Origin of the sequence: Thermanaerovibrio velox DSM 12556, from assembly GCF_000237825.1 — a bacterium.
Lineage (GTDB): Bacteria > Synergistota > Synergistia > Synergistales > Synergistaceae > Thermanaerovibrio > Thermanaerovibrio velox.
This window is the reverse complement of the sequence record NZ_CM001377.1, coordinates 1,660,790-1,680,862: the sequence shown is the minus strand read 5'-3', so window position 1 is coordinate 1,680,862 and position 20,073 is coordinate 1,660,790. Positions and strand designations below refer to the sequence as shown.

Annotated in this window: 18 protein-coding genes, 1 pseudogene and 1 riboswitch; of the genes and pseudogenes, 17 read left to right on the top strand and 2 right to left on the bottom strand. The window is 61.2% G+C overall.

All coding sequences use genetic code 11. The features are described 5' to 3' along the window. The first annotated feature begins 4 nt into the window (after positions 1-4). The 15 genes and pseudogenes from ppk1 (at position 5) to THEVEDRAFT_RS08030 (ending at position 15,385) form a co-directional block, all read left to right on the top strand. Positions 5-2,140: a polyphosphate kinase 1 gene (gene ppk1 / locus THEVEDRAFT_RS08095; protein WP_006584238.1), complete on the top strand. Its 2,136-nt coding sequence runs from the start codon at positions 5-7 to the stop codon at positions 2,138-2,140. Between the two features lie 28 nt (positions 2,141-2,168). After that, positions 2,169-3,098, top strand: a complete 930-nt coding sequence (locus tag THEVEDRAFT_RS08090) for a CHAD domain-containing protein (RefSeq protein ID WP_040825432.1) — start codon at positions 2,169-2,171, stop codon at positions 3,096-3,098. Next, positions 3,095-3,670, top strand: a complete 576-nt coding sequence (locus THEVEDRAFT_RS09500) for an HD domain-containing protein (RefSeq protein ID WP_040825430.1) — start codon at positions 3,095-3,097, stop codon at positions 3,668-3,670. The genes THEVEDRAFT_RS08090 and THEVEDRAFT_RS09500 overlap by 4 nt, the downstream gene beginning before the upstream one ends. Further along, the gene (locus THEVEDRAFT_RS08080) at positions 3,670-5,196 is read left to right on the top strand and encodes a Ppx/GppA phosphatase family protein (RefSeq protein ID WP_006584236.1); all 1,527 of its coding nucleotides are present in this window, start codon (positions 3,670-3,672) and stop codon (positions 5,194-5,196) included. Before THEVEDRAFT_RS09500 ends, THEVEDRAFT_RS08080 begins: the two co-directional genes overlap by 1 nt. A 69-nt stretch (positions 5,197-5,265) precedes the next feature. Then, positions 5,266-6,171 (top strand): chemotaxis protein CheV, encoded by a 906-nt coding sequence (locus tag THEVEDRAFT_RS08075; RefSeq protein WP_006584235.1) that lies wholly within the window; start codon positions 5,266-5,268, stop codon positions 6,169-6,171. A 34-nt stretch (positions 6,172-6,205) separates the two neighbouring features. Then, positions 6,206-6,847 carry a hypothetical protein gene (locus THEVEDRAFT_RS08070; protein ID WP_245522650.1) on the top strand — a complete coding sequence of 214 codons (642 nt, stop codon included), beginning with the start codon at positions 6,206-6,208 and terminating at the stop codon, positions 6,845-6,847. Between the two features lie 62 nt (positions 6,848-6,909). Continuing rightward, on the top strand, positions 6,910-7,377 hold the full coding sequence (locus THEVEDRAFT_RS08065) for a deoxycytidylate deaminase (RefSeq protein WP_083830715.1): 468 nt from the start codon (positions 6,910-6,912) through the stop codon (positions 7,375-7,377). A 58-nt stretch (positions 7,378-7,435) separates the two neighbouring features. Then, positions 7,436-7,993: an HDIG domain-containing metalloprotein gene (locus THEVEDRAFT_RS08060; RefSeq protein ID WP_006584232.1), complete on the top strand. Its 558-nt coding sequence runs from the start codon at positions 7,436-7,438 to the stop codon at positions 7,991-7,993. Continuing rightward, positions 7,990-8,247: pseudogene (locus THEVEDRAFT_RS10275) on the top strand (response regulator); the annotation flags it as partial. The gene THEVEDRAFT_RS08060 and the pseudogene THEVEDRAFT_RS10275, both read left to right, overlap by 4 nt. A gap of 94 nt (positions 8,248-8,341) precedes the next feature. After that, positions 8,342-8,635 carry a response regulator transcription factor gene (locus THEVEDRAFT_RS10270; protein ID WP_342610159.1) on the top strand — a complete coding sequence of 98 codons (294 nt, stop codon included), beginning with the start codon at positions 8,342-8,344 and terminating at the stop codon, positions 8,633-8,635. Next, positions 8,635-9,999 carry a histidine kinase gene (locus THEVEDRAFT_RS10170; RefSeq protein ID WP_006584230.1) on the top strand — a complete coding sequence of 455 codons (1,365 nt, stop codon included), beginning with the start codon at positions 8,635-8,637 and terminating at the stop codon, positions 9,997-9,999. The genes THEVEDRAFT_RS10270 and THEVEDRAFT_RS10170 overlap by 1 nt, the downstream gene beginning before the upstream one ends. A gap of 61 nt (positions 10,000-10,060) precedes the next feature. Next, the gene (locus THEVEDRAFT_RS08045) at positions 10,061-11,662 is read left to right on the top strand and encodes an MBL fold metallo-hydrolase RNA specificity domain-containing protein (protein ID WP_006584229.1); all 1,602 of its coding nucleotides are present in this window, start codon (positions 10,061-10,063) and stop codon (positions 11,660-11,662) included. Positions 11,663-11,729: 67 nt separating this feature from the next. Next, positions 11,730-13,199 (top strand): hypothetical protein, encoded by a 1,470-nt coding sequence (locus tag THEVEDRAFT_RS08040; protein WP_006584228.1) that lies wholly within the window; start codon positions 11,730-11,732, stop codon positions 13,197-13,199. A gap of 18 nt (positions 13,200-13,217) precedes the next feature. After that, entirely contained in the window at positions 13,218-14,507 is a 1,290-nt protein-coding gene (gene tyrS, locus THEVEDRAFT_RS08035) for a tyrosine--tRNA ligase (protein ID WP_006584227.1), read from the top strand. A 2-nt stretch (positions 14,508-14,509) separates the two neighbouring features. Beyond that, on the top strand, positions 14,510-15,385 hold the full coding sequence (locus THEVEDRAFT_RS08030; RefSeq protein ID WP_006584226.1) for a lysophospholipid acyltransferase family protein: 876 nt from the start codon (positions 14,510-14,512) through the stop codon (positions 15,383-15,385). On the opposite strand, the gene THEVEDRAFT_RS08025 is transcribed toward THEVEDRAFT_RS08030, so the two are convergent. After that, the gene (locus THEVEDRAFT_RS08025) at positions 15,382-15,570 is read right to left on the bottom strand and encodes a 2-hydroxymuconate tautomerase (RefSeq protein WP_006584225.1); all 189 of its coding nucleotides are present in this window, start codon (positions 15,568-15,570) and stop codon (positions 15,382-15,384) included. The genes THEVEDRAFT_RS08030 and THEVEDRAFT_RS08025 overlap by 4 nt on opposite strands. A 77-nt stretch (positions 15,571-15,647) precedes the next feature. On the opposite strand from THEVEDRAFT_RS08025, the gene THEVEDRAFT_RS08020 reads away from it, so the two are divergent. Then, the gene (locus THEVEDRAFT_RS08020) at positions 15,648-16,394 is read left to right on the top strand and encodes a prepilin peptidase (RefSeq protein ID WP_245522649.1); all 747 of its coding nucleotides are present in this window, start codon (positions 15,648-15,650) and stop codon (positions 16,392-16,394) included. Between the two features lie 4 nt (positions 16,395-16,398). On the opposite strand, the gene ptsP is transcribed toward THEVEDRAFT_RS08020, so the two are convergent. Beyond that, the gene (gene ptsP, locus THEVEDRAFT_RS08015; RefSeq protein WP_006584223.1) at positions 16,399-18,150 is read right to left on the bottom strand and encodes a phosphoenolpyruvate--protein phosphotransferase; all 1,752 of its coding nucleotides are present in this window, start codon (positions 18,148-18,150) and stop codon (positions 16,399-16,401) included. A gap of 253 nt (positions 18,151-18,403) precedes the next feature. Then, positions 18,404-18,580: riboswitch (cobalamin riboswitch) on the top strand. A 131-nt stretch (positions 18,581-18,711) separates the two neighbouring features. On the opposite strand from ptsP, the gene THEVEDRAFT_RS08010 reads away from it, so the two are divergent. Beyond that, positions 18,712-20,073: an ethanolamine ammonia-lyase subunit EutB gene (locus THEVEDRAFT_RS08010; protein ID WP_006584222.1), complete on the top strand. Its 1,362-nt coding sequence runs from the start codon at positions 18,712-18,714 to the stop codon at positions 20,071-20,073.

The window sequence follows — 20,073 nt, the reverse complement described above, 5'->3', positions numbered from 1 at the left end:
CCGCTTGAGGAAGCCCAAGAGGGGTAAGGCCGATGCCCCGGCGAAGGAGGAGGACCTGTCTTTTGGCCCGGGGTGCTTCATAAACCGGGAGCTAAGCTGGGTGAGCTTCAACGAGCGGGTGCTCATGCAGGCCATGGACACCTCCTGGCCTCTCCTGGAACGGGTCAAGTTCCTGTCCATCTTCTATAACAACCTGGACGAGTTCTTCATGATCCGGGTGTCCGGGCTGGTGCGGCAGCTCAACGAGGGGGTTCTGGACCTGCCGCCGGACCGGATGACCCCCTCCCAGCAGCTTGGGGCCTTGCGGGAGCGGGTGGTCCGCTTGATTGAGCGGGCTGATCGGTGTTTCCGGGATCACCTGGTGCCGGAGCTGGAGAAGGCGGGGATATCGTTCATACACCCCGCATTGGTCAAGGAGAAGCAGCGGAGCTACATGAAGCGCTTCTTCGAGCGGGAGATATTCCCCATCCTAACCCCCCTGGCGTTCGACGCGGGGCATCCGTTCCCCCATATATCCAACCTGAGCCTCAACCTGGCGGTCATCCTAAGGGACCAGAAACGGGTGGAGCGGTTCGCCAGACTCAAGGTGCCGGACACCTTTCCCAGACTGATGCCGGTCCCCCTTGAGGAGGAGAAGCCCCTTAAGCGCATGGGTCTCTCCGAAGGGGGAAAGCGCTTCATCTGGTTCGAGGAGCTCATAAGGATGAACCTGGAGAGCCTCTTCCCCGGCTATCGGGTGGAGGACTCGTACCTGTTCAGGGTGACCAGGGACGCGGACATAGAGATAGAGGAGGACGAGGCGGACGACCTTTTGGAGTCCATCCAGGAGGGGGTGGACCAGCGGGAGTTCGGCTCGGTGGTCAGGCTCGAGATAGAGGAGCGGGCGCCCAAGAGGATAAGGAACATGCTGGCGGAGAACCTGGGCATCTTGCCCCATCAGGTCTACCCCTTGACCCCGCCGCTGGGCCTCTCGTGCCTGATGGAGCTTTGGCGGCTTAAGCGGCAGGAGCTTAAGGATCGCCCCTTTCAAGCCTTCATCCCCAAGGACCTGTCATCCGGCCGGGACCTTTTCAGGACCGTGCGCTCCCGGGACGTGATGCTGTTTCATCCATATGATTCCTTCTCCCCCCTGGTGGACTTCCTCCGCCAGGCCGCCAACGATCCGTCGGTGTTGGCCATAAAGCAGACCCTTTACAGGGTGGGGCCCAACTCGCCGGTGGTGGAGGCCCTTTTGGAGGCAAGGCAGCAGGACAAGCAGGTGTCCGTTCTAGTGGAGCTCAAGGCCCGGTTCGACGAGGAGAACAACATAGGCTGGGCCAAGAGGCTTGAGTCGGAGGGGGTTCACGTGGTCTACGGTGTCCCGGGGCTCAAGACCCACGCCAAGATATGTCTGGTGGTCCGCCGGGAGAAGGGGGGCATAGTGAGGTACGTGCACCTTGGCACCGGCAACTACAACGCCTCCACCGCATCGGTGTACAGCGACCTTGGGCTTTTGACCTGCGATCCGGAAATTGGGGCGGACGCGTCGGAGTTCTTCAACGCCCTGACCGGTTACTCCAAGCAGGATTCCTACCGCAAGCTGATAACCGCCCCTTATGCCATGAGGAAGAAGCTGCTGGATCTCATAGACCGGGAGGTGCAGAACCACCTTGCTGGGATCGGGGGAGCCATAATAATGAAGATGAACGCCCTGGTGGACCGGAGCTGCATAGAGGCGCTGTACCGGGCGAGCCGCAAGGGGGTCCCGGTGTTCCTCATAGTGCGGGGCATGTGTTGTCTTAGGCCCAAGGTAGAGGGCCTGAGCGACCGCATAGAGGTGGTGTCCATAGTGGGGCGCTTTTTAGAGCACGCCCGGGTATTCGCCTTCTACAACGGGGGGGATCCCAGGGTCTACCTTGGCAGTGCGGACTTGATGCCCCGGAACCTGGACCGGCGGGTGGAGCTCCTTTTCCCCCTGGATGACCGGCGTCTTCGGGACGCGGTGATGAGGTTCGTTCTGCTCCCCCAGATGTTGGACCGCCGGAGGGCCTTTTGCCTCAATCCCGACGGTACCTACTCCCCCCCATCCTCCGATGGGTTTGACAGCCAGATGTGGTTGATAGAGAACCGGGGGCTTTGGCATCCCAAGGAGTCCCGGTGAGACTGGGTTATCGAGGGGGGTGGGGAACGTGAGGCTTGGGGTTAGGTTCTGTGCCGGAGTGTTGAGGAGCCGGCTCAAGGCGGTGAGGGCCGAGGTGCCTGGGGTCCGGGAGAACCGGGACGTGGAGGCGCTGCATCGGATGAGGGTGGCCTCAAGGCGCGCCCGGGTGGCCCTCTGGCTCTTCGGGCCTCTTCTGGACCTGCCCGACGAGAAGTCCTCGGGGCTAAAGGGGCTTACGGGGGAGCTGGGCAGGGCCAGGGACCTGGACGTCCAGGGGGAGTGGTTAAAGTCCTTCGCCGAGGAGGTGGGGGAGCCCTATGCCCCGGGGGTTAAGAGGTTCCTTTTGAGGATAAACCAGAGGCGCCTTAAGGAGCAGAAGCGGGTTTTGCATGTGATGGACTGGCTTGAGGGGTCTTCCGGGCTCTGCCTCCTGGAGGACCCGCTGGAGGAGATGATGTTGTCCCCTGACCGGGATTGCGGGGTCCCGGGGAGGCTGGCGTTTGGGGTGAGCGTGATGGCGAGGAGGGTCGTGGAGCTTGGGGCGTACCTTCCCGGGGACTCGCCGGACATGCATCACCGGATGAGGATAAGGGTGAAGGTCCTGCGGTACGGCCTTGAGATATGCTCCTCAGCCCTGGGGGAGGAGGCGGTTTCGCCTTTGTTGGAGCCCCTCAAGGCCCTGCAGCGGGAGCTTGGGCGGGAGCACGACGGGCTCGTTTGGGCGTCCCTCGCGGAGCGGTACCTCGAGAAGGAGAGGAAGCTCACGCTGGAGTACTTCGGCCACACAAGGCCCTTGGGAAGGCTGGCCAAGGGGTTTCTCAAGGTAAAGGAGGACCGGCTGGAGGATTCCGCAAGGGGGCTGGAGGCCGCCAGGAGGCTTTACGGGGGGCTTCTGTCCGAGGGGTTCTTCGACCGTCTGTTATCCCTTGCGGGTTCAATGGCGGAGGTGGGAGCGTGAAGGATCTGGATTTCGTGCTTGATTGGGCCATGAAGGCCTTGCCTGATGGGGTGGAGAGGGAGCACCCGGTTTCGGTGAGACGCCTGGCCCTTAAGATCTTCGACGACCTGTCGGAGTTGCACCGCCTTGGCCGCAAGAGCCGGTTGGCGTTGGAGCTGGCGTCGCTGCTTCACGACGTGGGGTTGTCGCGGGGTGAGGCGGGGCACCACAAGAGTTCCTACGAGATGATAATGGGCATGGACCTGCCCCTTGCGGGCAAGGGGCCCTTGGTGGCCGCCGCCGCCAGGTACCACCGGAAGGCGCTTCCTTCCAAGGACCACCGGGAGTTTCGCAGGCTTTCCAAGAAGGACCGGCGGAGGTTGGTTTGGATAGCGGGGATCCTGAGGCTGGCGGACGCCCTTGATGCGGACCGCAAGGGGGCGGAGAGGAAGGTGCGCTGCTCCGCCTTGAAGGATCGGGTGGTGATGGCGGTGGCCAAGCCCGTGTCCCCCACGGTGATGATGGCGATGGAACGGAAGAAGGACCTTTTCGTGCTTGCATCGGGCAGGAGCCTGATAGTGAGGTGGGTGTGATGGAACAGAAGCACGTGGGGTTCTTTGACATAGGGACCAACTCGGTGAGGCTCATGGTGGTGCGGTTTAATGGGCCGGATTTCACGGTGGTGAACCTCCAGAGGGAGATGATACGCCTTGGGGAGGGGGAGTTCCCGGAATGTCGCATAACCCAGGAGGCCATGGATCGGTGCGTGACGGTATGCGGCCGGCTGGTGCGGCTCTTGGAGTCCTACGGGCCCAACGAGAAGGTGGCGGTGGCCACGTCCGCCACCAGGGACGCGGAGAACTCGGAGGTCCTCATAGAGCGCCTTAAGGAGGAGGCGGGCCTTGAGGTGAGCGTCATATCGGGCCTGGAGGAGGCCCGGCTGATATACCTTGGCGTGTCGAGGAACGTGCACATGGGGGAGGGCAACTACCTCTTCATGGACATAGGGGGAGGCAGCACCGAGCTGGTGGTGGGCGACCGGGAGGAGCATAAGTTCCTGGACAGCCTGAAGCTGGGGGCCATAAGGCTCACAGACCTCTTCGTGGAGTCCCCTTCGGCTCCGATCGGAGAGGAAGTGTACCGCAGGATAAAGGGGCATGTCCGGGACTCGTCGGTTCGAGCTCTTCAGAGGATAGGGGGGCTAGGTCCTCTAGTCGGGGGTTACGGCAGCTCCGGTACGCTCCTCAACCTGGCGGATATGTGCGCCATAAAGCGCAAGGACGGGGTTCGCCGCATAACCCTGGAGCCCTTGCGGGAGGTGCTCCGGGAGCTTCGGGGTATGGACGGGAGCTCCCGCCGTGGGTATCCGGGCATTCAGCCCGAGAGGGCGGACATAATAGTGGCCGGGGGTGCCATAGTGGAGACCATAATGGAGGAGACCGGGGTGCCTTACCTGGAGGCCACGGACCGGGGGCTTCGGGACGGACTGCTGCTGGACTACCTGGAGCGCACCATGGGAGGGGGCTCCTCGGTACGGGAGATGAGCGTGCTCCGTTTGGGAAGGCTGTGCCACTTCGACGAGGAGCACGCCTTTCGGGTGAGGGACCTGGCCCTTGGTCTCTTCGACTCCGCCAGGGCGGAGGGGCTTCACGGCCTTGGGGACCAGGACCGTCAGCTGCTTGGGTACGCCGCCATGCTTCACGACGTTGGCATGTTCATATCCTTTTCGAACCACCATCTGCACAGCCATTACATAATAAGCAACTCCGACATGTTGGGTTTTCAGCGGGAGGAGCTTAAACTGATGGCGGTGTTGGCCATGTACCACCGGAAGAAGTCGCCGCGGAAGAAGCACCAGCAGTTCAGGGAGCTCTCCCCGGAGCAGCAGGGCCGGGTTAAGGTGCTGTCCCTGTTTCTGCGGTTGGCGGAGACGCTGGACCGGAGCCACACGGGGTCCGTGAGGTCCGCCCGGTTCAAGGAGCACCGGAAGGGCAAGGTGGAGATGGAGATATACTCCGGCGGGGAGTGCCAGTTCGAGGTATGGGGGCTTTTGGCCCACCAGGAGTCCTTCCGGGACGTGTTCAAGAGGCATCTCGCCTTCAGGGTTTACCCGTGCTAAAAAAGCGTTTCTTGAGGTTATAATGGTTGTCATACCAGACAGGTCATAACCGGAAGATGGGGTGATGGCATGCAGGACGAGAAGATCCTGACCGAAGTGGGCACCAACGAGTGGCAGGTGGTTGTTTTCATGCTGGGCAGCCAGCCCTTTGCCATCAACGTGGACAAGACCAGGGAGATCCTTCGTTGGACCGGGGTGAGGCCGGTGCCCAAGTCCCACCCGGCCATGAGGGGGATAACTACCATCCGGGGAGAGGTGATCCCGCTGGTGGACCTGAGGATATACCTCAACATCGAATCCCCCCTGCCGGACGAGCAGAGCAAGATAATAGTGGCGGAGTTCAACCGGATGAAGCTTGGGTTCGTGGTGGACGCGGTGGACCGCATATACCGCATAAGCGCCGAGGAGCTTGACTCGTCCCTCACCGGCACGTTCCTTGGGGAGAACGCCCTGTACGTGATAAAGAGGGACGGCCGTAACATACTGCTGCTTGACTACGAGCGGATAGTCCAGATAGTTAACCCCCAGATGGCGGAGTTCTTCAAGATGGACTCGGAGCACGCCAAGAAGGTCACGTCCGTGCTTGGGGACCCCAACAGCTACAAGATACTGGTGGCGGAGGACTCCCCCTTGATAAGGCGTCTCATCCAGGACGCCCTGGCGGAGGGGGGCTTCCACAACGTGGAGCTGGTGGGTCACGGTAAGGCCGCGTGGGACAGGCTGAACGACGAGGATGACCACTTCGACCTGCTCATCACCGACATAGAGATGCCCAAGATGGACGGGCTGGCCCTGACCCGTCTCGTCAAGGAGTCCCCTAGGCTTAAGGACCTGCCGGTGGTGGTGTTCTCGTCCATAGTGGCGGAGGACATCAAGCGGAAGGCCCAGAGCGTGGGGGCGGACGCCCAGATCTCCAAGCCGGAGATCCCGTTCATGGTGGAGACCGTGGCCAGGCTTCTGAAGGAGAGGGAGTAGCCCTTTGACGGCCCTCCCGTATTGGGACCGGAACTTGGATCTGGACATAGCGTCGTGGATCCCCTACTCGGTGGACTACTCGCCCCTGATGGGGAACCGGCTTTACAGCGACAAGCTCTTCCGGGTGGGGGCCTTGGCGTTGCAGATGGACAGCGAGCTCCTCTTCATAAAGAGCTTCCGGGGGGGCAGCGGGGGGTCCCTTTTCAGGGATCACCTTTGTGATCCTCGAAGGGGTGCCTTGGGGCTTGGGTTTACCATGCTCTTCTCCTACTCCGAGAGGATGGCCCGGTTCCTGGAGGATCTCCAGGGGCAGGAGGGGTCCCCCGATGTGAGGGTTGGTATAACGTTCTGCTGGGTGTTCGACGGGGAGGTCCCCATTGACCAGTGCAAGGCCTTGGCCCTCATAAGCGGGGACCCGTTCTTCGATGACGACGGGTTCCTCGCCGCTTTGGAGGAGGCCATGATGGAGAGCACCGGCGGGGTCTCCAGCTGTGCCTATTTCGCGGAGCGCTTTGGCTACAGGCGGTTCTCGATCCCCTATGAGACCGATGACCTGACGGAGCTTGCCATAACCCAGGCGCTGTTCGATATAACCATGGAGGAGACCCGCCGGATAGTGGGACCTCCGCCGGAGATCCCGGTTCCCCGGATACTGGACGTTCCGCTGGGGGGCTAGCGGGCTGGGGATTGAGGGGTTATCCCGGTGCCCCGGTGTTTTTCAGAAGGTTTTTTTGAAAGGTGGATGTGCGTCGGTTGGACACCAGGCCTAGTTGGGACGAGTACTTCATGGGCATAGCGGAGCAGGTGGCCACCAGGAGCACCTGTCTTAGGCGTTCGGTGGGGGCGGTTTTGGTCAGGGACCAGTACATAGTGAGCACCGGTTACAACGGTGCCCCCAGGGGGACCGCCCACTGTCTGGAGGTGGGTTGTCTTAGGGAGGCGCTGGGGATCCCTTCGGGGCAGCGGCACGAGATCTGCCGGGGGTCCCACGGGGAGATAAACGCCATATGCCAGGCCGCTGCGATGGGGGTGTCCACCAAGGGTTCAACCCTGTACTGCACCCACGAGCCCTGTGCGTTTTGCACCAAGGCGCTCATTGGAGCTGGGATCAGGGAGGTGGTGTTCTTGCACCCCTACCCGGATGAGCTGGCCCGCTCGCTGAGGGCGGAGGCGGGGATACTGGTGAGGGTCATGGCTCGGTCCTGACCCTCGCTTTTAATTATTGGGCCGCAATGTCTTTATCGTTACAGGGGTGGTGATTTCTTTGACCAGGGAAGAGGGGTTGGCGCTTTTAAGGGCCCACAACCGGGACGAGTCTCATATGAGGCATGCCCTGGCGGTTGAGGCCGCCATGAGGCACATGGCCCGTGCGATGGGTGGCGACGAGGAGGTGTGGGGGCTTGCGGGGCTTCTGCACGACCTGGACTGGGAGGAGTGCCCGGACCGTCACGGGGAGGCTTGTGTTAAGTGGCTGGAGGAGGCGGGGGTTGACCGGGAGATAATAAGGGCGGTTCAGGCCCATGCCTTTGAGCTCACCGGTGTGGAGCCGGTGACGCCGATGGAGAAGGTCCTTTACGGGGTGGACGAGCTCACCGGTTTCGTCATGGCGGTGGCCCTGGTAAGGCCTTCCAGGTCGCTGGCGGATCTGGAGGTCAAGTCTCTCAAGAAGAAGTGGAAGGACAAGGCCTTCGCCCGGGGGGTTGACCGGTCGGTCATCGAGAGAGGTGCTGAGATGCTGGAGATGCCCTTGGAGCGGCTGATGGAAGAGGTGGTGGCGGCCTTGAGGCCCGTGGAGTCCCAGCTGGGGTTGGGAGGGGAATGATACGGGTCATAGTGGCGGATGATCATCCCCTTACCATGGAGGGGCTTAAGGCGCTGCTTGCCCGGGAGGAGGACATATCCCTGGAGGGGGAGTACTCGGACGGGGAGTCTGCCCTGGCGGGCATAGTGGAGAAGGTGCCTCACGTGGCCCTTTTGGACATACGGATGCCCGGTTTGGACGGGGTGGCGGTGGCCAAGCGGGTGACTCAGATGAGGCTCAAGACCGCTTGTCTCATGCTCACCTCCTATGATGCCAAGCCCTACGTGGCGGCGTCGTTGAAGGCGGGGGCCAAGGGGTACGTGCTCAAGACGCTCCCCCCCGGATGTCATATGCGAGGCCATCCGGACCGTGAGCTCCGGCCGTCTTTTCTTGGACCTGGAGGCGTCGGACCTTGTGGCCTCCGACCCGGTGGAGGACCTCTCCCAGCGGGAGAGGGAGGTGCTGCTCATGGCGTCCAAGGGGCTGTCCAGCAAGGAGATAGCCTCGAGGCTCATAATAAGCGACCGTACCGTCCAGGCCCATCTGGCGTCGGTATACCAGAAGCTGGGTGCCAGGAACAAGACGGAGGCGCTTCTTCTGGGGCTCAAGCATGGGTTCATGACCTTGGACCAGCTCCTCGCCCCTGACCAGGAGGAGGGTTGATGTTCCGTACCTTTCGCCGTCCCCTTCTGCCCATCCTCTTTGGCCTCATGTTCCTAATGTCCGCCTCGGTGGTGGGGGCTGCTTTTGTGGGTTTCGTAAAGGCCCGGGATGCCCTGGAGTCCGTGTCCCGGTCGTACGTTATGAGCCTCTCCTACGGGGTGGCGGAGCGGGTGAGGTTTGCCCTTGCGGATCCCTTCAGGGTTCACAGGGGGCCCATGGGTTTCATGGGCATGCGGCGCCTCATAAGGGATTTAACGGTTCCGGGCATCGTGGCGGTGGTGGACTATCAGGGGCAGGTGTTGGCGGGCTCCCCTGGTTCCGAGGGTTTGGTGGAGCTTTGGGTCAAGGGGCTTCCGGTGGGGCAGGCGGTGGAGGCCCGGGACAGCTCCGGTGAGCGCTACACTGTGGCGGTCACTCCGGTGGACGGTGGGGTTTTCGTCATAGCGGCGGTGCCCTGGGGGCAGCTGATGGGTCCGATGGTGAGGTTCTCCCAGCTGTGGCCGGTGATCATGGTGTTCCTTGGTCTTATGGGCCTTGGGGGGATGTTCCTCATGGGCCGTTGGGTGGTGGCGCCCTTGAGACGTCTGAGCCAGGAGGTCTTGTCCTTAAGGCTTGGGGAGGAGGTGCCATCGGTGGGACCTTCCGGTGGGGTTTGGGAGATAGAGGAGCTCAAGTCCGCCATAAGGGGTCTTGCGGAGGAGGCGGTGAGGGCTTCCGCCCTGGACAGGAGCTACGTTAACGACCTAATAAGGGTGCAGGAGGAGGAGAAGGAGCGGGTTTCCCGGGAGATCCACGACGGTCCCCTGCAGACTGTAACGGCCCTCATGCAGCGGATAAGGCTGGCCATGCGGTTCATAGACGACGTTCCCAGGGCTGCGGAGGAGCTCAGGAGGGCGGAGGAGGCGGCTCGGGAGTGCGTTAGGGAGCTCAGGGAGCTTTGCGACCATCTGGCCCCTCCATGGGTTGAGCTGGGGAATGAACAGGCCTTGCAGGAGCTGGCCTTGAGGCTCAGGTCCCAATGGGGGGTTGAGATCCAGCTGGACGTCCATGGCCTTGAGAAACTTGGAGAGGACAAGACCCTCCCCCTAATGAGGATAGTTCAGGAGGCGGTTAACAACGGCTGCCGCCATGGGGGGGCTAGAAGTTTCAAGATTGGGACGTTTGAGGAAAATGGGGTTTTCTGCTTTTATATAAGGGACGACGGTAGTGGTTTTGTTCCGCCTAAGGAATTTAAGTCCCTTAGGGTATCGGGTCACCGGGGACTTGCGAACATGATGGAGAGGGCTGCCCTGATGGGGGCGGAGCTCCAGGTCATATCGTCCCCCGGCGGTGGTTGCGAGGTTCGCTGTTTGTTCGGCGTATGACGTTGTCTCCCCCGCTGTGCTGGGGGTATTGCATGTTGAAGCATTGGGAGGGGGTCTTGGGGTGAACCTAAAATTTCTTGGGGCTGCTGGTGAGGTGACCGGGTCCTGTTACCTTCTTGAGACCGATGATTACCGGGTCCTGGTGGATTGCGGCATCCACCAGGGTAAGGACGATGAGGACCTGTCCAAGTCGTCCAAGGGGGGGTATTTCCCCTTCAATCCCGCGAACATAGATGCGGTTCTGCTGACCCATGCCCACATGGATCACAGTGGGCTGATACCCCTGCTTAGCAAGCAGGGTTTCAAGGGGCCGGTATTCGCCACCTCCGCCACGGTGGAGTTCTGCGATGTGCTCTGGCGGGACTCGGCGCACCTCATGAGGGAGGAGGCGGAGTGGCGGACTAGGAAGAACATCAGGAAGGGGCTTCCGCCGGTGGAGCCTCTTTACGATGATGACGACGTGGATAGGGCCGTGAGGCTCTTGAGGCCCGTGTCCTACGACGAGGTCATGCACCTTGATGCGGGGTTCCAGGTCCGCTTCAGGGATGCGGGGCACATACTGGGCAGCGCCATGATAGAGGTGTGGCTTGGTCCCTCAAGGGACGTGAAGCTGGTGTTCTCTGGGGATCTGGGTCCCATGAAGACCGTGATGGAGAAGAGCCCCTCGATCATAGAGGATGCGGACTTCGTGGTGATAGAGTCCACCTACGGGGATCGTCTGCACAAGGACAACGAGAGCACCCGGGAGGAGTTCAGGGCCATAATATCCGAGGCCCTGAGCGCCCGGGGGAAGGTTTTGATCCCCACGTTCGTGGTGGACCGGGCCCAGCGGGTGCTTTACGAGCTGAACCTGTTTCAGAGGGCCTATCCCCAGGCCAACTCGGTTCCCATATTCTTCGATTCCCCCATGGGTATGAGGGCCACGGACATATACAGAGCCCACCCGGAGATGCTGTCCCAGGAGCTCCAGGCCATGATAAGGGGAGGGGACGACCCGTTCTCCCCCAGGAACTTGAGGCACGTGGCGTCGGTGGATGACAGCCGGTCCATAAACCAGATGTCCCATGCGGTGGTCATGGCGGGTAGCGGCATGTGTACCGGTGGCAGGATAGTGCACCATCTGAAGAACAACCTCTGGCAGCCGTCGTGTCATGTGATCATAGTGGGTTACCAGGCCAAGGGCACCCTGGGGAGGCGCCTGGTGGAGGGTGAGAAGGTCCTCAAGATAGCCGGGGAGGAGGTAAGCGTTCAGGCCAAGATCCACACGGTGAACGGGTTCTCCGCCCACGGGGATAAGAGGGATCTCTTGACCTGGGCGGGGCACTTCGAGTCGGGGCCGCTTTTCATAGTCACCCATGGGGAGCCCAAGTCCTCTGAGGCCTTGGCGAGGTCCCTTGGGGAGATGGGGTACCGGGCCATAGTCCCAAGGCGCGGCGAGGAGATAAACCTGCGGAAGGCGGACGTGGAGGTCGTACCGGAGGTGATGCCGCTGGTGCCGTTCCAGAGGAGTCGGAGGGACGAGGTCCTGGAGGCCTTGGCGGAGATAGCCTCCCTCTCGGTGGGTTTGAGGGACAAGCTGTCCGAGGGTGAGGTGCCCAAGGACGCGATCCCCCTAATAGAGTCCTCCAGGACCCTTCTTAAGACCGTTGAGAGGATGCGCTAGCCCCTTCTCCTGCGCTTTTGGTCGTAGGCTGACGTTTTTGTTTGATAGATAATGGAGGTATGAGGCCTTGGAGTTTAAGGCGATTAAAGGGGCGCTGAAGTCCCGGTTGTCCGCGGGTCTTCATCTTTTGGCCGGGTTGGCCATGGTTATCCTGTTGGGAGCTGTTGCCTACTGGATAGTCTTTGGTGCGGTGGGCAGGACCCAGCTGGTTCGTTTCATGCCCAAGGTGCAGGGGGTGCCTTGGTTTTGTCTTGAGGGGGGTAGGGAGGACCTGGGGGTGGTGATGTCCTTCTCCTCGGTCCTGTCGCCCCTTGCTCCCAAGGGGCTGCCCTTCTCCCCGGATCTTGTGGATCGTTTTGCCCTGCTGCAGAGGGTTGCTCCGGATGGGGAGGTGAGCTTTGCCGCCCGGCTAACCGGTGGGGACGAGGTCTTAAAGGGGGGTAGGGTCCCGGAGGGGCTTTTGCTTAAGGATTACGGCGCGGCCACCACGGGGGATGGGGTCTTTGCGGTGTCGTCCCCTTCTGGGGAGGAGATGGGTTTCATGGCCTATCGGGAGGGGACGTTGTTCTTCTCCTCAACCCGGGAGGGTCTTGAGGGGATGCTGCGGTTGTCCTCCGGGGAGGGAGAGCATCTCTTGGGGGGATGGGATTTGGAGCCCTCCTGGGGGGGGCACCTGGCAGTTGGGGACGGGGGCCGTCTTGTTGAGACGTACAGCTCCGATGGGGGGGAGATGACCCTGGAGGCGGCGTTCCGCCGTCTTAAGGGGGATGGTGAGGGGGATTTCGTCCCCGCCGGGGAGGCCCGGTGGCGCCTTCGGGGGACGAAGATGGCCCTGTTGGAATCCCTGGACCGGGCGGATTGGTCGGCCCTCAACTTCCGGGTGGCCTCTCCGGTGGCCTTGGCCATGGGTTTCAAGGTGAGGGACGGCAAGGCCCAGGAGGTCCCCTTCATGGACTCCATAGGCCGTTGGCTTGACTCCCTTGGTTTGAGTCCCGAGGGCAAGGGTTCTATAGTCTCCAGCCCGGTGGTGCTGAGCCTTGGGGGAAGGACCGAGCTTCTCTGGCTTGAGATGCCCGGTTTGCTCCTGAGCTTTCCCTCCTCCGGTAAGGCGGGGGAGGAGCTGGCCAAGGGGGTATGGGAGAAGCTGCTCCTCGGGGCTGCCGCCCAGCCCATGAGCGGGTACCAGAGCGGGGGATACACGAAGCTGCCCTTCTCCATGGTTGCCGCTTCTAACGGTGAGGAGGCGGAGCTGGGGCTCATATCCCCGAACACCATAAGGGAGTCTAGGAACGCACTTCCCGAGGGTCTCATGGGGCCGAACCGGGGTTGGGTGTACGCTAACCTGCCGGAGCTGGCCCAGGCGGTTGGAGACGTCATGGGGATAATGGGCATGCTCGGGTTGGATGACGATAACCCGTTCTCCGATAAGGCTAGTGGGGATGTGCGGTCCGTCCTGTCCTCCATGAGCCCGGTGCTGTTGGTTTTCCAGGATGCGGAATCTGGGAGGATGGAGTGGTACAATCCCCCAAAGCGATAGACGGGGAGGTATTGGGATATGAGTGATGCGGGTAGGGCGAACCCCTTCGACGTGCTGAGCCGGAGGGGTTTGGTGGAGTGGTGCAGCGCTCCGGAGGGTCTTAAGGGGCTGTTTGAGTCCCAGATGGTGACCGGGTACGTGGGATTTGATCCTTCGGCGGACAGCCTTCACGTGGGTAACATGGTGCCCATAATGGGGCTTGCTTGGCTGCAGCGCCTGGGGCATCGGCCCCTGGCGATAGTGGGAGGGGGCACCGGTCTCATAGGGGATCCCTCCGGGAAGAGCAAGGAGCGGCCGCTGCTGACCCAGGATCAGGTGGTTCACAACATGGAGTGCATCCGGGAGCAGCTTGCCCTGTTCCTGGACTTCGACCGGTCTCCCAACGGGGCGCTTATAGTTAACAACTACGACTGGCTCAAGGAACAGACCCTGATCGGATTTTTGAGGGACACGGGGAAGTTCTTCACCGTGAACTACATGATAAGCCGGGAGTACATAAGGAGCCGCCTGGAGGACCCGGACAAGTCCATAACCTACACGGAGATGTCCTACATGCTGCTTCAGGCCTTTGACTTCTGGCACCTGTACAGGACGTACGGCTGCAAGCTCCAGATGGGGGGCAACGACCAGCAGGGCAACATCCTGGCGGGGGTTGACCTGATCCGCAAGAAGGAGGGTGGCCAGGCCTACGGCTTCACGTTCCCGCTTCTCCTCACCTCCACGGGGCAGAAGTTCGGCAAGTCCGAGGAGGGGGCGGTGTATCTGTCCCCCAAGAGGACCTCCCCGTACAAGTTCTACCAGTTCTGGATGAACGTGGAGGACGATTCCCTGGCCAGGCTATTCCGGATGTACACCTTCCTCGACGAGGAGGAGATAGACCACGTGCTGGAGCAGCACATGAGGTCCCCGGAGAAGCGGGTTGCTCAGCGGATGCTTGCCATGGACATGACCCGCAGGGTGCACGGCTCCTTGGTGGCGGAGCGGGTGGCCCGAACCAGCGAGATCCTCTTCGGGGACTGTGATTTCAGCTCCGCGGACCTGGAGACCGTTAAGGTGTTGGAGGGGGAGATCCCCACGTCTTTGGCGGACATGTCGGTGGGGGACTCCATGGTGGACCTCATGGCCCTTTCCGGGGTGTGTGCCTCCAAGGGGGAGGCCCGGCGTCTTCTGAAGGGCGGCGGGGTCTACGTTAACGGCCGGAGGATCCAGGAGGAACACCGCCTGGAGGATAGGGACGTGCTCTTTGGCAGGTACGTGATCTTCCGGCTGGGGAAGAAGAAGTACCATCTGGTGATCCGGAGGGGTTAGGGGTGACCTTTTCGGAGTGGGTTTTGAGGGCCCTCGGCAGGGGGGCCCTCTTGTCTCCCGTTGCCTTTGTTATGCAGCGGGTGGTGAGGGGGCTTGCGATTGCCCTGGATCTACGGGGGAAGGTGGCCCGGCGGAACATTGCCCTGGCCATGGGGGGGCTTTCGGACCTTGAGGTTAGGGATCTGTACCGCCGGGGGGTGGATCACCTGGCGTGGTCGCTGGTGGAGTGCCTTGCGCTGAACGTGCGCCCCGATCTGGCCCTTGAGTGGGTTGTGTCCGCGGAGGGTTTGGAGGAGCTTGATGGGCCCATTGGGGAGGGACGCGGGGTCATCCTGGTGACCGGGCACCTGGGCAACTGGGAGCTTGCGGCTTTCTGGCTGGCCCAGTCGGGATATCCGCTGATGCCCATAGTCCGTCCCCCGGATGACGGAAGGCAGGCGGGCATGTTGGAGGAGTTCCGACTTAGAGGTGGAGTGAGGACCATCCCCAAGGGGGATAGCATGACCCGGGCGGTGAAGGCCCTTAAGGGCGGTGCGGTGCTGGGGGTGTTGGCGGACCAACACGGGGGCGCTGAGGGCATGCCCGCGGAGTTCTTCGGGCTTGTAACCTCCACCGTGAAGGGTCCCTCGGTCTTCCGGTACCTAACGGGGATGCCGGTGGTCCTTCTTGAGGCCTGGAGGGAGGGGCCTTTTAGGCATCGTCTTAGGTTCAGCCCGGTTGAGTGGGACGAGAGCGGGGATAAGGAGTCCCGCATAGCCCTTGGGGTGGAGGCGGTGAACCGGGCCCTTGAGGGGGCCATAAGGCGTCATCCGGAGCAGTGGTTTTGGCATCACCGCCGTTTCCGGGAGGCAATGCGGGACCGCCCTGTGGGCCTCTAGGTCCTCTCTGACCAGAGGACGCCTCCTGCGGCGTAGTCCTCATCCTTCATCTCCCTTATGATTATGCGGACCTGTTCCCTTTGGACGCCTAGGGAGACGCAGACCGCATCGGTCACCCGCTGAACCAGTTCCTGTTTGGCCTTGAGGTCCCTACCCTGGAGCATATGGATCTCCACTATGGGCATTCTCTCATCCTCCCCTTGGTGTGAGGTGGTTTAAGGTGTGTATAGCAGATGATACATTGAAATGGCTCATGACGTTCATGGCGGTTCTCTTAGGGGCTTGTGTTGCGTCTTTCGTTGAGACCGCTGCTCATCGGCTGGTCACTGGTCGTCCCTTTTGGGGCCGGGAGAGGTCTTGCTGCGAGTCCTGTGGTAGGCAGCTTGGCACTTGGGATCTGATCCCGGTCTTGTCGTTCCTGTGGTTCAGGGGCCGCTGCAGGACCTGCGGGGACAAGATCCCCAAGGAGTACCTCTTCTACGAGGCCTTCACCGCCCTTGCGTTCGGCTTGGCGGTTTTCGTCTTCGGCCCTGGTATCAAGGCCCTTTCATGCATGGCCATGTTCTCCTTCGGGCTGTTTCACGGGGTGACCGATCGGGAGAGCGGCTATGTCTACGACGTGGTATCCATTGCCTCCTTCGTCGCCGGTGTTTCCTTTGGGTATTTGGGGAGTGGAATGCCGGGGCTTAAGTGGGCGCTCCTCGGGGGTCTTGCGGGTTTCTTGCCCCTTGCGCTGATCGTGGTGTTGTCGTTTGGGCGCATGGGCATAGGGGACGCCATCCTTATGGGGGGGCTTGGTACCTTCTTAGGTCCCGTGGGCGCCCTGTTGGGGGTTTACTTTGCGGTCATCATCGGTGGTGTTTGGGCCATCTACATGGTCCTAAAGGGGCGGATTAACAGGAAGGACCCGGTGCCCTTCGGTCCATTCCTCTGGGTCGGGTCCTTCCTGGCCTTCATGTTGAAGGGGTGGATAATCCGGTTCTTGAGCGACTGGTTTTTGGCCCTTTAATGGTTCACCCCTGGTGTTCCTCCATGAAGCGGGTGAGCTCCTCTCTTATGGATGAGCCGGAGTCCATGGAGCGGACCTTTTGGAACAGCTCCAGGCAGCGGTCCTTGGTGAGCCGCATGAGGTAGTCCTGTATCCAAGGTATTCGAGGGGCGGACATGGAGAGTTCGTGGAAGCCCAGGGCGACCAACAGGGGCAATGCCAGTGGGTCTCCCGCCATCTCCCCGCACATGCCGAGCTCTATGTTAGCCTCGTGGGCGGCCCTTGCGGTGTTCTCCAGGAGGGCTATGACCGCCGGGTGGAACGGTTCGTACCATTGGAGGAGCCTTGGGTTCTGCCGGTCCACCGCCAGGGTGTACTGGACGAGGTCGTTGGTCCCCACGGAGAAGAAGTCCACCTCTTTGGCCAGTACGTGGGCTGAGGCGGCGGCGGCGGGGACCTCTATCATTATGCCGAGATCGATGTTTTCCGCCACCTTATGTCCCGCGTCCTTTACGCTGAGCACCGCCTCCGCCAGCATGGCCCTGGCGGTCCTTATCTCCCAGAGGCTTGTGACCATGGGTAGCATTATCTTGAGGTTTCCGAAGGCGGAGGCCCTGGCCAGGGCCCGCAGTTGGGTCATGAAGATCTCCCGGTACTCCATGCAGATCCTTATGGCCCTAAGCCCCAGGAACGGGTTGGCCTCTTCTCCCACCAGGCCCTTTATGTAGGGCACGTCTTTATCGCCCCCGGCGTCCAGGGTCCGGATTATGACCGGGTGTGGAGCCATGGACTTAAGGGCCTCGCTGTAGGCCTGGAACTGCTCCTCTTCGGAGGGGGAGTCCGAGCGTCCCATGAACAGGAACTCGGTCCGGAAGAGTCCCACCCCGGTGCCGCCGAAGTTAAGCACCTTTTGGGTGTCCTTTGGGGAGGCGATGTTGCCGAAGAGGAGGACGGATATGCCGTCCTTGGTGACGCTGGGCTTCCCCTTCAGTTCCTTGAGCCTGAGGCGGGTTTCCTCCTGGGCCTTGATGCGCCTGTCGAAGGCCTCCTCCACCTCGCGGGAGGGGAACAGGATGACCTCTCCGCCCACCCCGTCCACCAGGATGGTGTTGCCCCTTTGGAAGCTGTCGTCCATGGGTATCCCCGAGACCGCCGGTATCTCCAGGGCCTTGAGGAGTATGGCGGAGTGGCTGGTGGGGCCTCCCTGGGCGGTGACGACTCCCTTGACGTTTCGTTTTATGCCCAGCACCGCCGCATCGGAGGGGGCCAGCTCGTCGGTGACTATTACGTAGTCCTGTTTGTCATCGATCTGGCTTATGTCCTCTCCGCCGGTGATTATCCTGAAGAGCCTCTGGCCGATGTCCAGGATGTCCGCCGCCCGTTCCTTGAAGTAGGGGTCGTCCAGGGCGTCGAACTGGGCCTTTATGGAGAGTGTGGCCTCCACCACCGCGTCCTCCAGGCACTGGCCCTGCATTATGGCGGCCAGTATGGCGTCCACAAGCATGGGGTCTTGGATCATGAGCTGGTGGGCGTCGAAGATGGCGGCCTTCTCAGGTCCCAAGGTGGCCTTGGTGGAGTCCGCCAGGGCCTTTAGCTGTTCGATGGCCTTCTCCTGGGCCTCCCGGAAGCGCTGCTTGTCGTACTCGGAGTTGACCTGAGGAGCGCCGGTCTGTTGGAAGGGCCTTTGGTGGATCCTCAGGATGACCCCTTTTGCCAAGCCCGGGGAAATGGGCAGTCCTTTAACGGTGAGCTGTTCACTGGAAGCTAGAGAATTCAAGTTTCTTCCCCCCTAGGATGTCATGGGATAAGTTTATCTTTTACAGGGGATTTAAGCAAAGGGTGGGGGATCAAGAGGGGTTTATCCTAAGCTGTCTTTTGTCTTTGCGGGGTTTTTCGCAGTGTTTCGCGTGGGGCTGGCGCGGGTATTATTTGTAGTTATTTTATAAAAATACAACATTGCACTATGGGTTGACTATTCTGGTTGATTCGTTTAGCCTTGCTGTTTAAGGATGAGGTTGTTTGTGTTGAGCATGTTGCCGCTTTATCGTGACTTGCCGGTCCGCGACTTAAGGGAAGCCGATGGGATTTCGGCGCGGGGCCGCCACTGTGATCCCGACGAGGCCGCGTAAGACCACTGGGTTATACCTGGGAAGGGGCGGCTTAGGATGAGGGTAAGCCAGGAGACCTGTCGCGGATGAGGTTCTTAGAGGTTCCGCGTGACCCCGGGGCCCAAGGCGCAGTTTGGCTGTGTTGCCATGTGCACTTGGGCCCTGGGGTTTTGATTTTTTCGGCGTTTGTTCTTTGGAGCAGATCCTGAGGGGTTGGAGGTGATGGGAAGGTGAAGCTGAAGACCAGGCTTTTCGGTCGGGTGTACCAGTTTAGGAGCGTGAAGGAGGTTCTCGCCAAGGCTAACGAGGAGAAGTCGGGGGACCGCCTGGCGGGGATAATCGCCGAGTCCATGGAGGAGCGGGTGGCGGCCAAGCAGGTGTTGGCGAACCTGACGGTGGGGGATCTGAGGGAGAACCCGGTGGTGCCCTATGAGGAGGATGAGGTCACCAGGATAATCCAGGACGACGTTAATGAGAGGATCTTTGGGGAGATACGCAACTGGACCATTGGGGAGCTTCGTGAATGGATATTATCTGACCGCACCAATGGGGAGGACATAAGGCGGGTAAGCCGGGGTCTTACCAGCGAGGTGGTGGCGGGGGTGGCGAAGCTCATGAGCAACCTGGATCTCATCTACGGGGCCAGCAAGATCCGAGTTCCCGCCCACTGCAACACCACCATAGGGCTACCGGGGACCCTTGCGTCCCGGCTTCAGCCCAATCATCCTACCGATGACGTGGAGGGTATAAGGGCATCCATATTCGAGGGTCTGTCCTACGGGGTTGGGGATGCGGTGATAGGGCTTAACCCGGTGGACGACACGGTGGAGAACGTGAAGAAGATCCTGCACAGTTTCCAGGAGATCAAGGAGAGGTATGAGATACCGACGCAGATGTGCGTTTTGGCGCACGTCAGCACCCAGATGGAGGCGGTGCGTCAAGGGGCGCCCACGGACCTGTTCTTCCAGAGCATAGCGGGTTCTCAGAAGGGGAACGAGGCCTTTGGCATAACCGCCCACATGCTGGAGGAGGCGATGGAGCTGGCGGCCCGGCAGGGCACGTCCGTGGGTCCTAACTTCATGTACTTTGAGACCGGTCAGGGGTCGGAGCTCTCATCGGATGCTCACTTTGGGGCGGACCAAGTTACCATGGAGGCCCGCTGTTACGGTTTTGCCAAGCGGTTCAAGCCCTTCCTTGTGAACACCGTGGTGGGCTTCATAGGTCCCGAGTACCTTTACGACAGCAAGCAGGTGATAAGGGCTGGCCTTGAGGATCATTTCATGGGGAAGCTCACGGGGATCCCTATGGGATGTGACGCCTGCTACACCAACCACATGAAGGCGGACCAGAACGACATAGAGAACCTGGCGGTCCTTCTTACTGCCGCGGGATGCAACTACTTCATGGGGATACCTCACGGGGACGATGTGATGCTCAACTACCAGTGCACCAGCTACCACGACACCCCCACGCTGAGGCAGCTGCTGAAGGTGCGCCCCATACCTGAGTTCGAGTGCTGGCTGGAGAGATGGGGGATCATGGAGAACGGCACCCTGACCGACCGGGCCGGGGATGCTTCCATCTTCTGCTGA

Excerpts from the sequence above, each read along its gene's own strand:
- THEVEDRAFT_RS10170 (WP_006584230.1), top strand. The coding sequence starts at position 8,635 with ATGTTCCGTACCTTTCGCCGTCCCCTTCTGCCCATCCTCTTTGGCCTC.
- THEVEDRAFT_RS08025 (WP_006584225.1), bottom strand. The coding sequence starts at position 15,570 with ATGCCCATAGTGGAGATCCATATGCTCCAGGGTAGGGACCTCAAGGCC.
- THEVEDRAFT_RS08020 (WP_245522649.1), top strand. The coding sequence starts at position 15,648 with ATGGCGGTTCTCTTAGGGGCTTGTGTTGCGTCTTTCGTTGAGACCGCT.
- THEVEDRAFT_RS08075 (WP_006584235.1), top strand. The coding sequence starts at position 5,266 with ATGCAGGACGAGAAGATCCTGACCGAAGTGGGCACCAACGAGTGGCAG.
- THEVEDRAFT_RS08080 (WP_006584236.1), top strand. The coding sequence starts at position 3,670 with ATGGAACAGAAGCACGTGGGGTTCTTTGACATAGGGACCAACTCGGTG.
- tyrS (WP_006584227.1), top strand. The coding sequence starts at position 13,218 with ATGAGTGATGCGGGTAGGGCGAACCCCTTCGACGTGCTGAGCCGGAGG.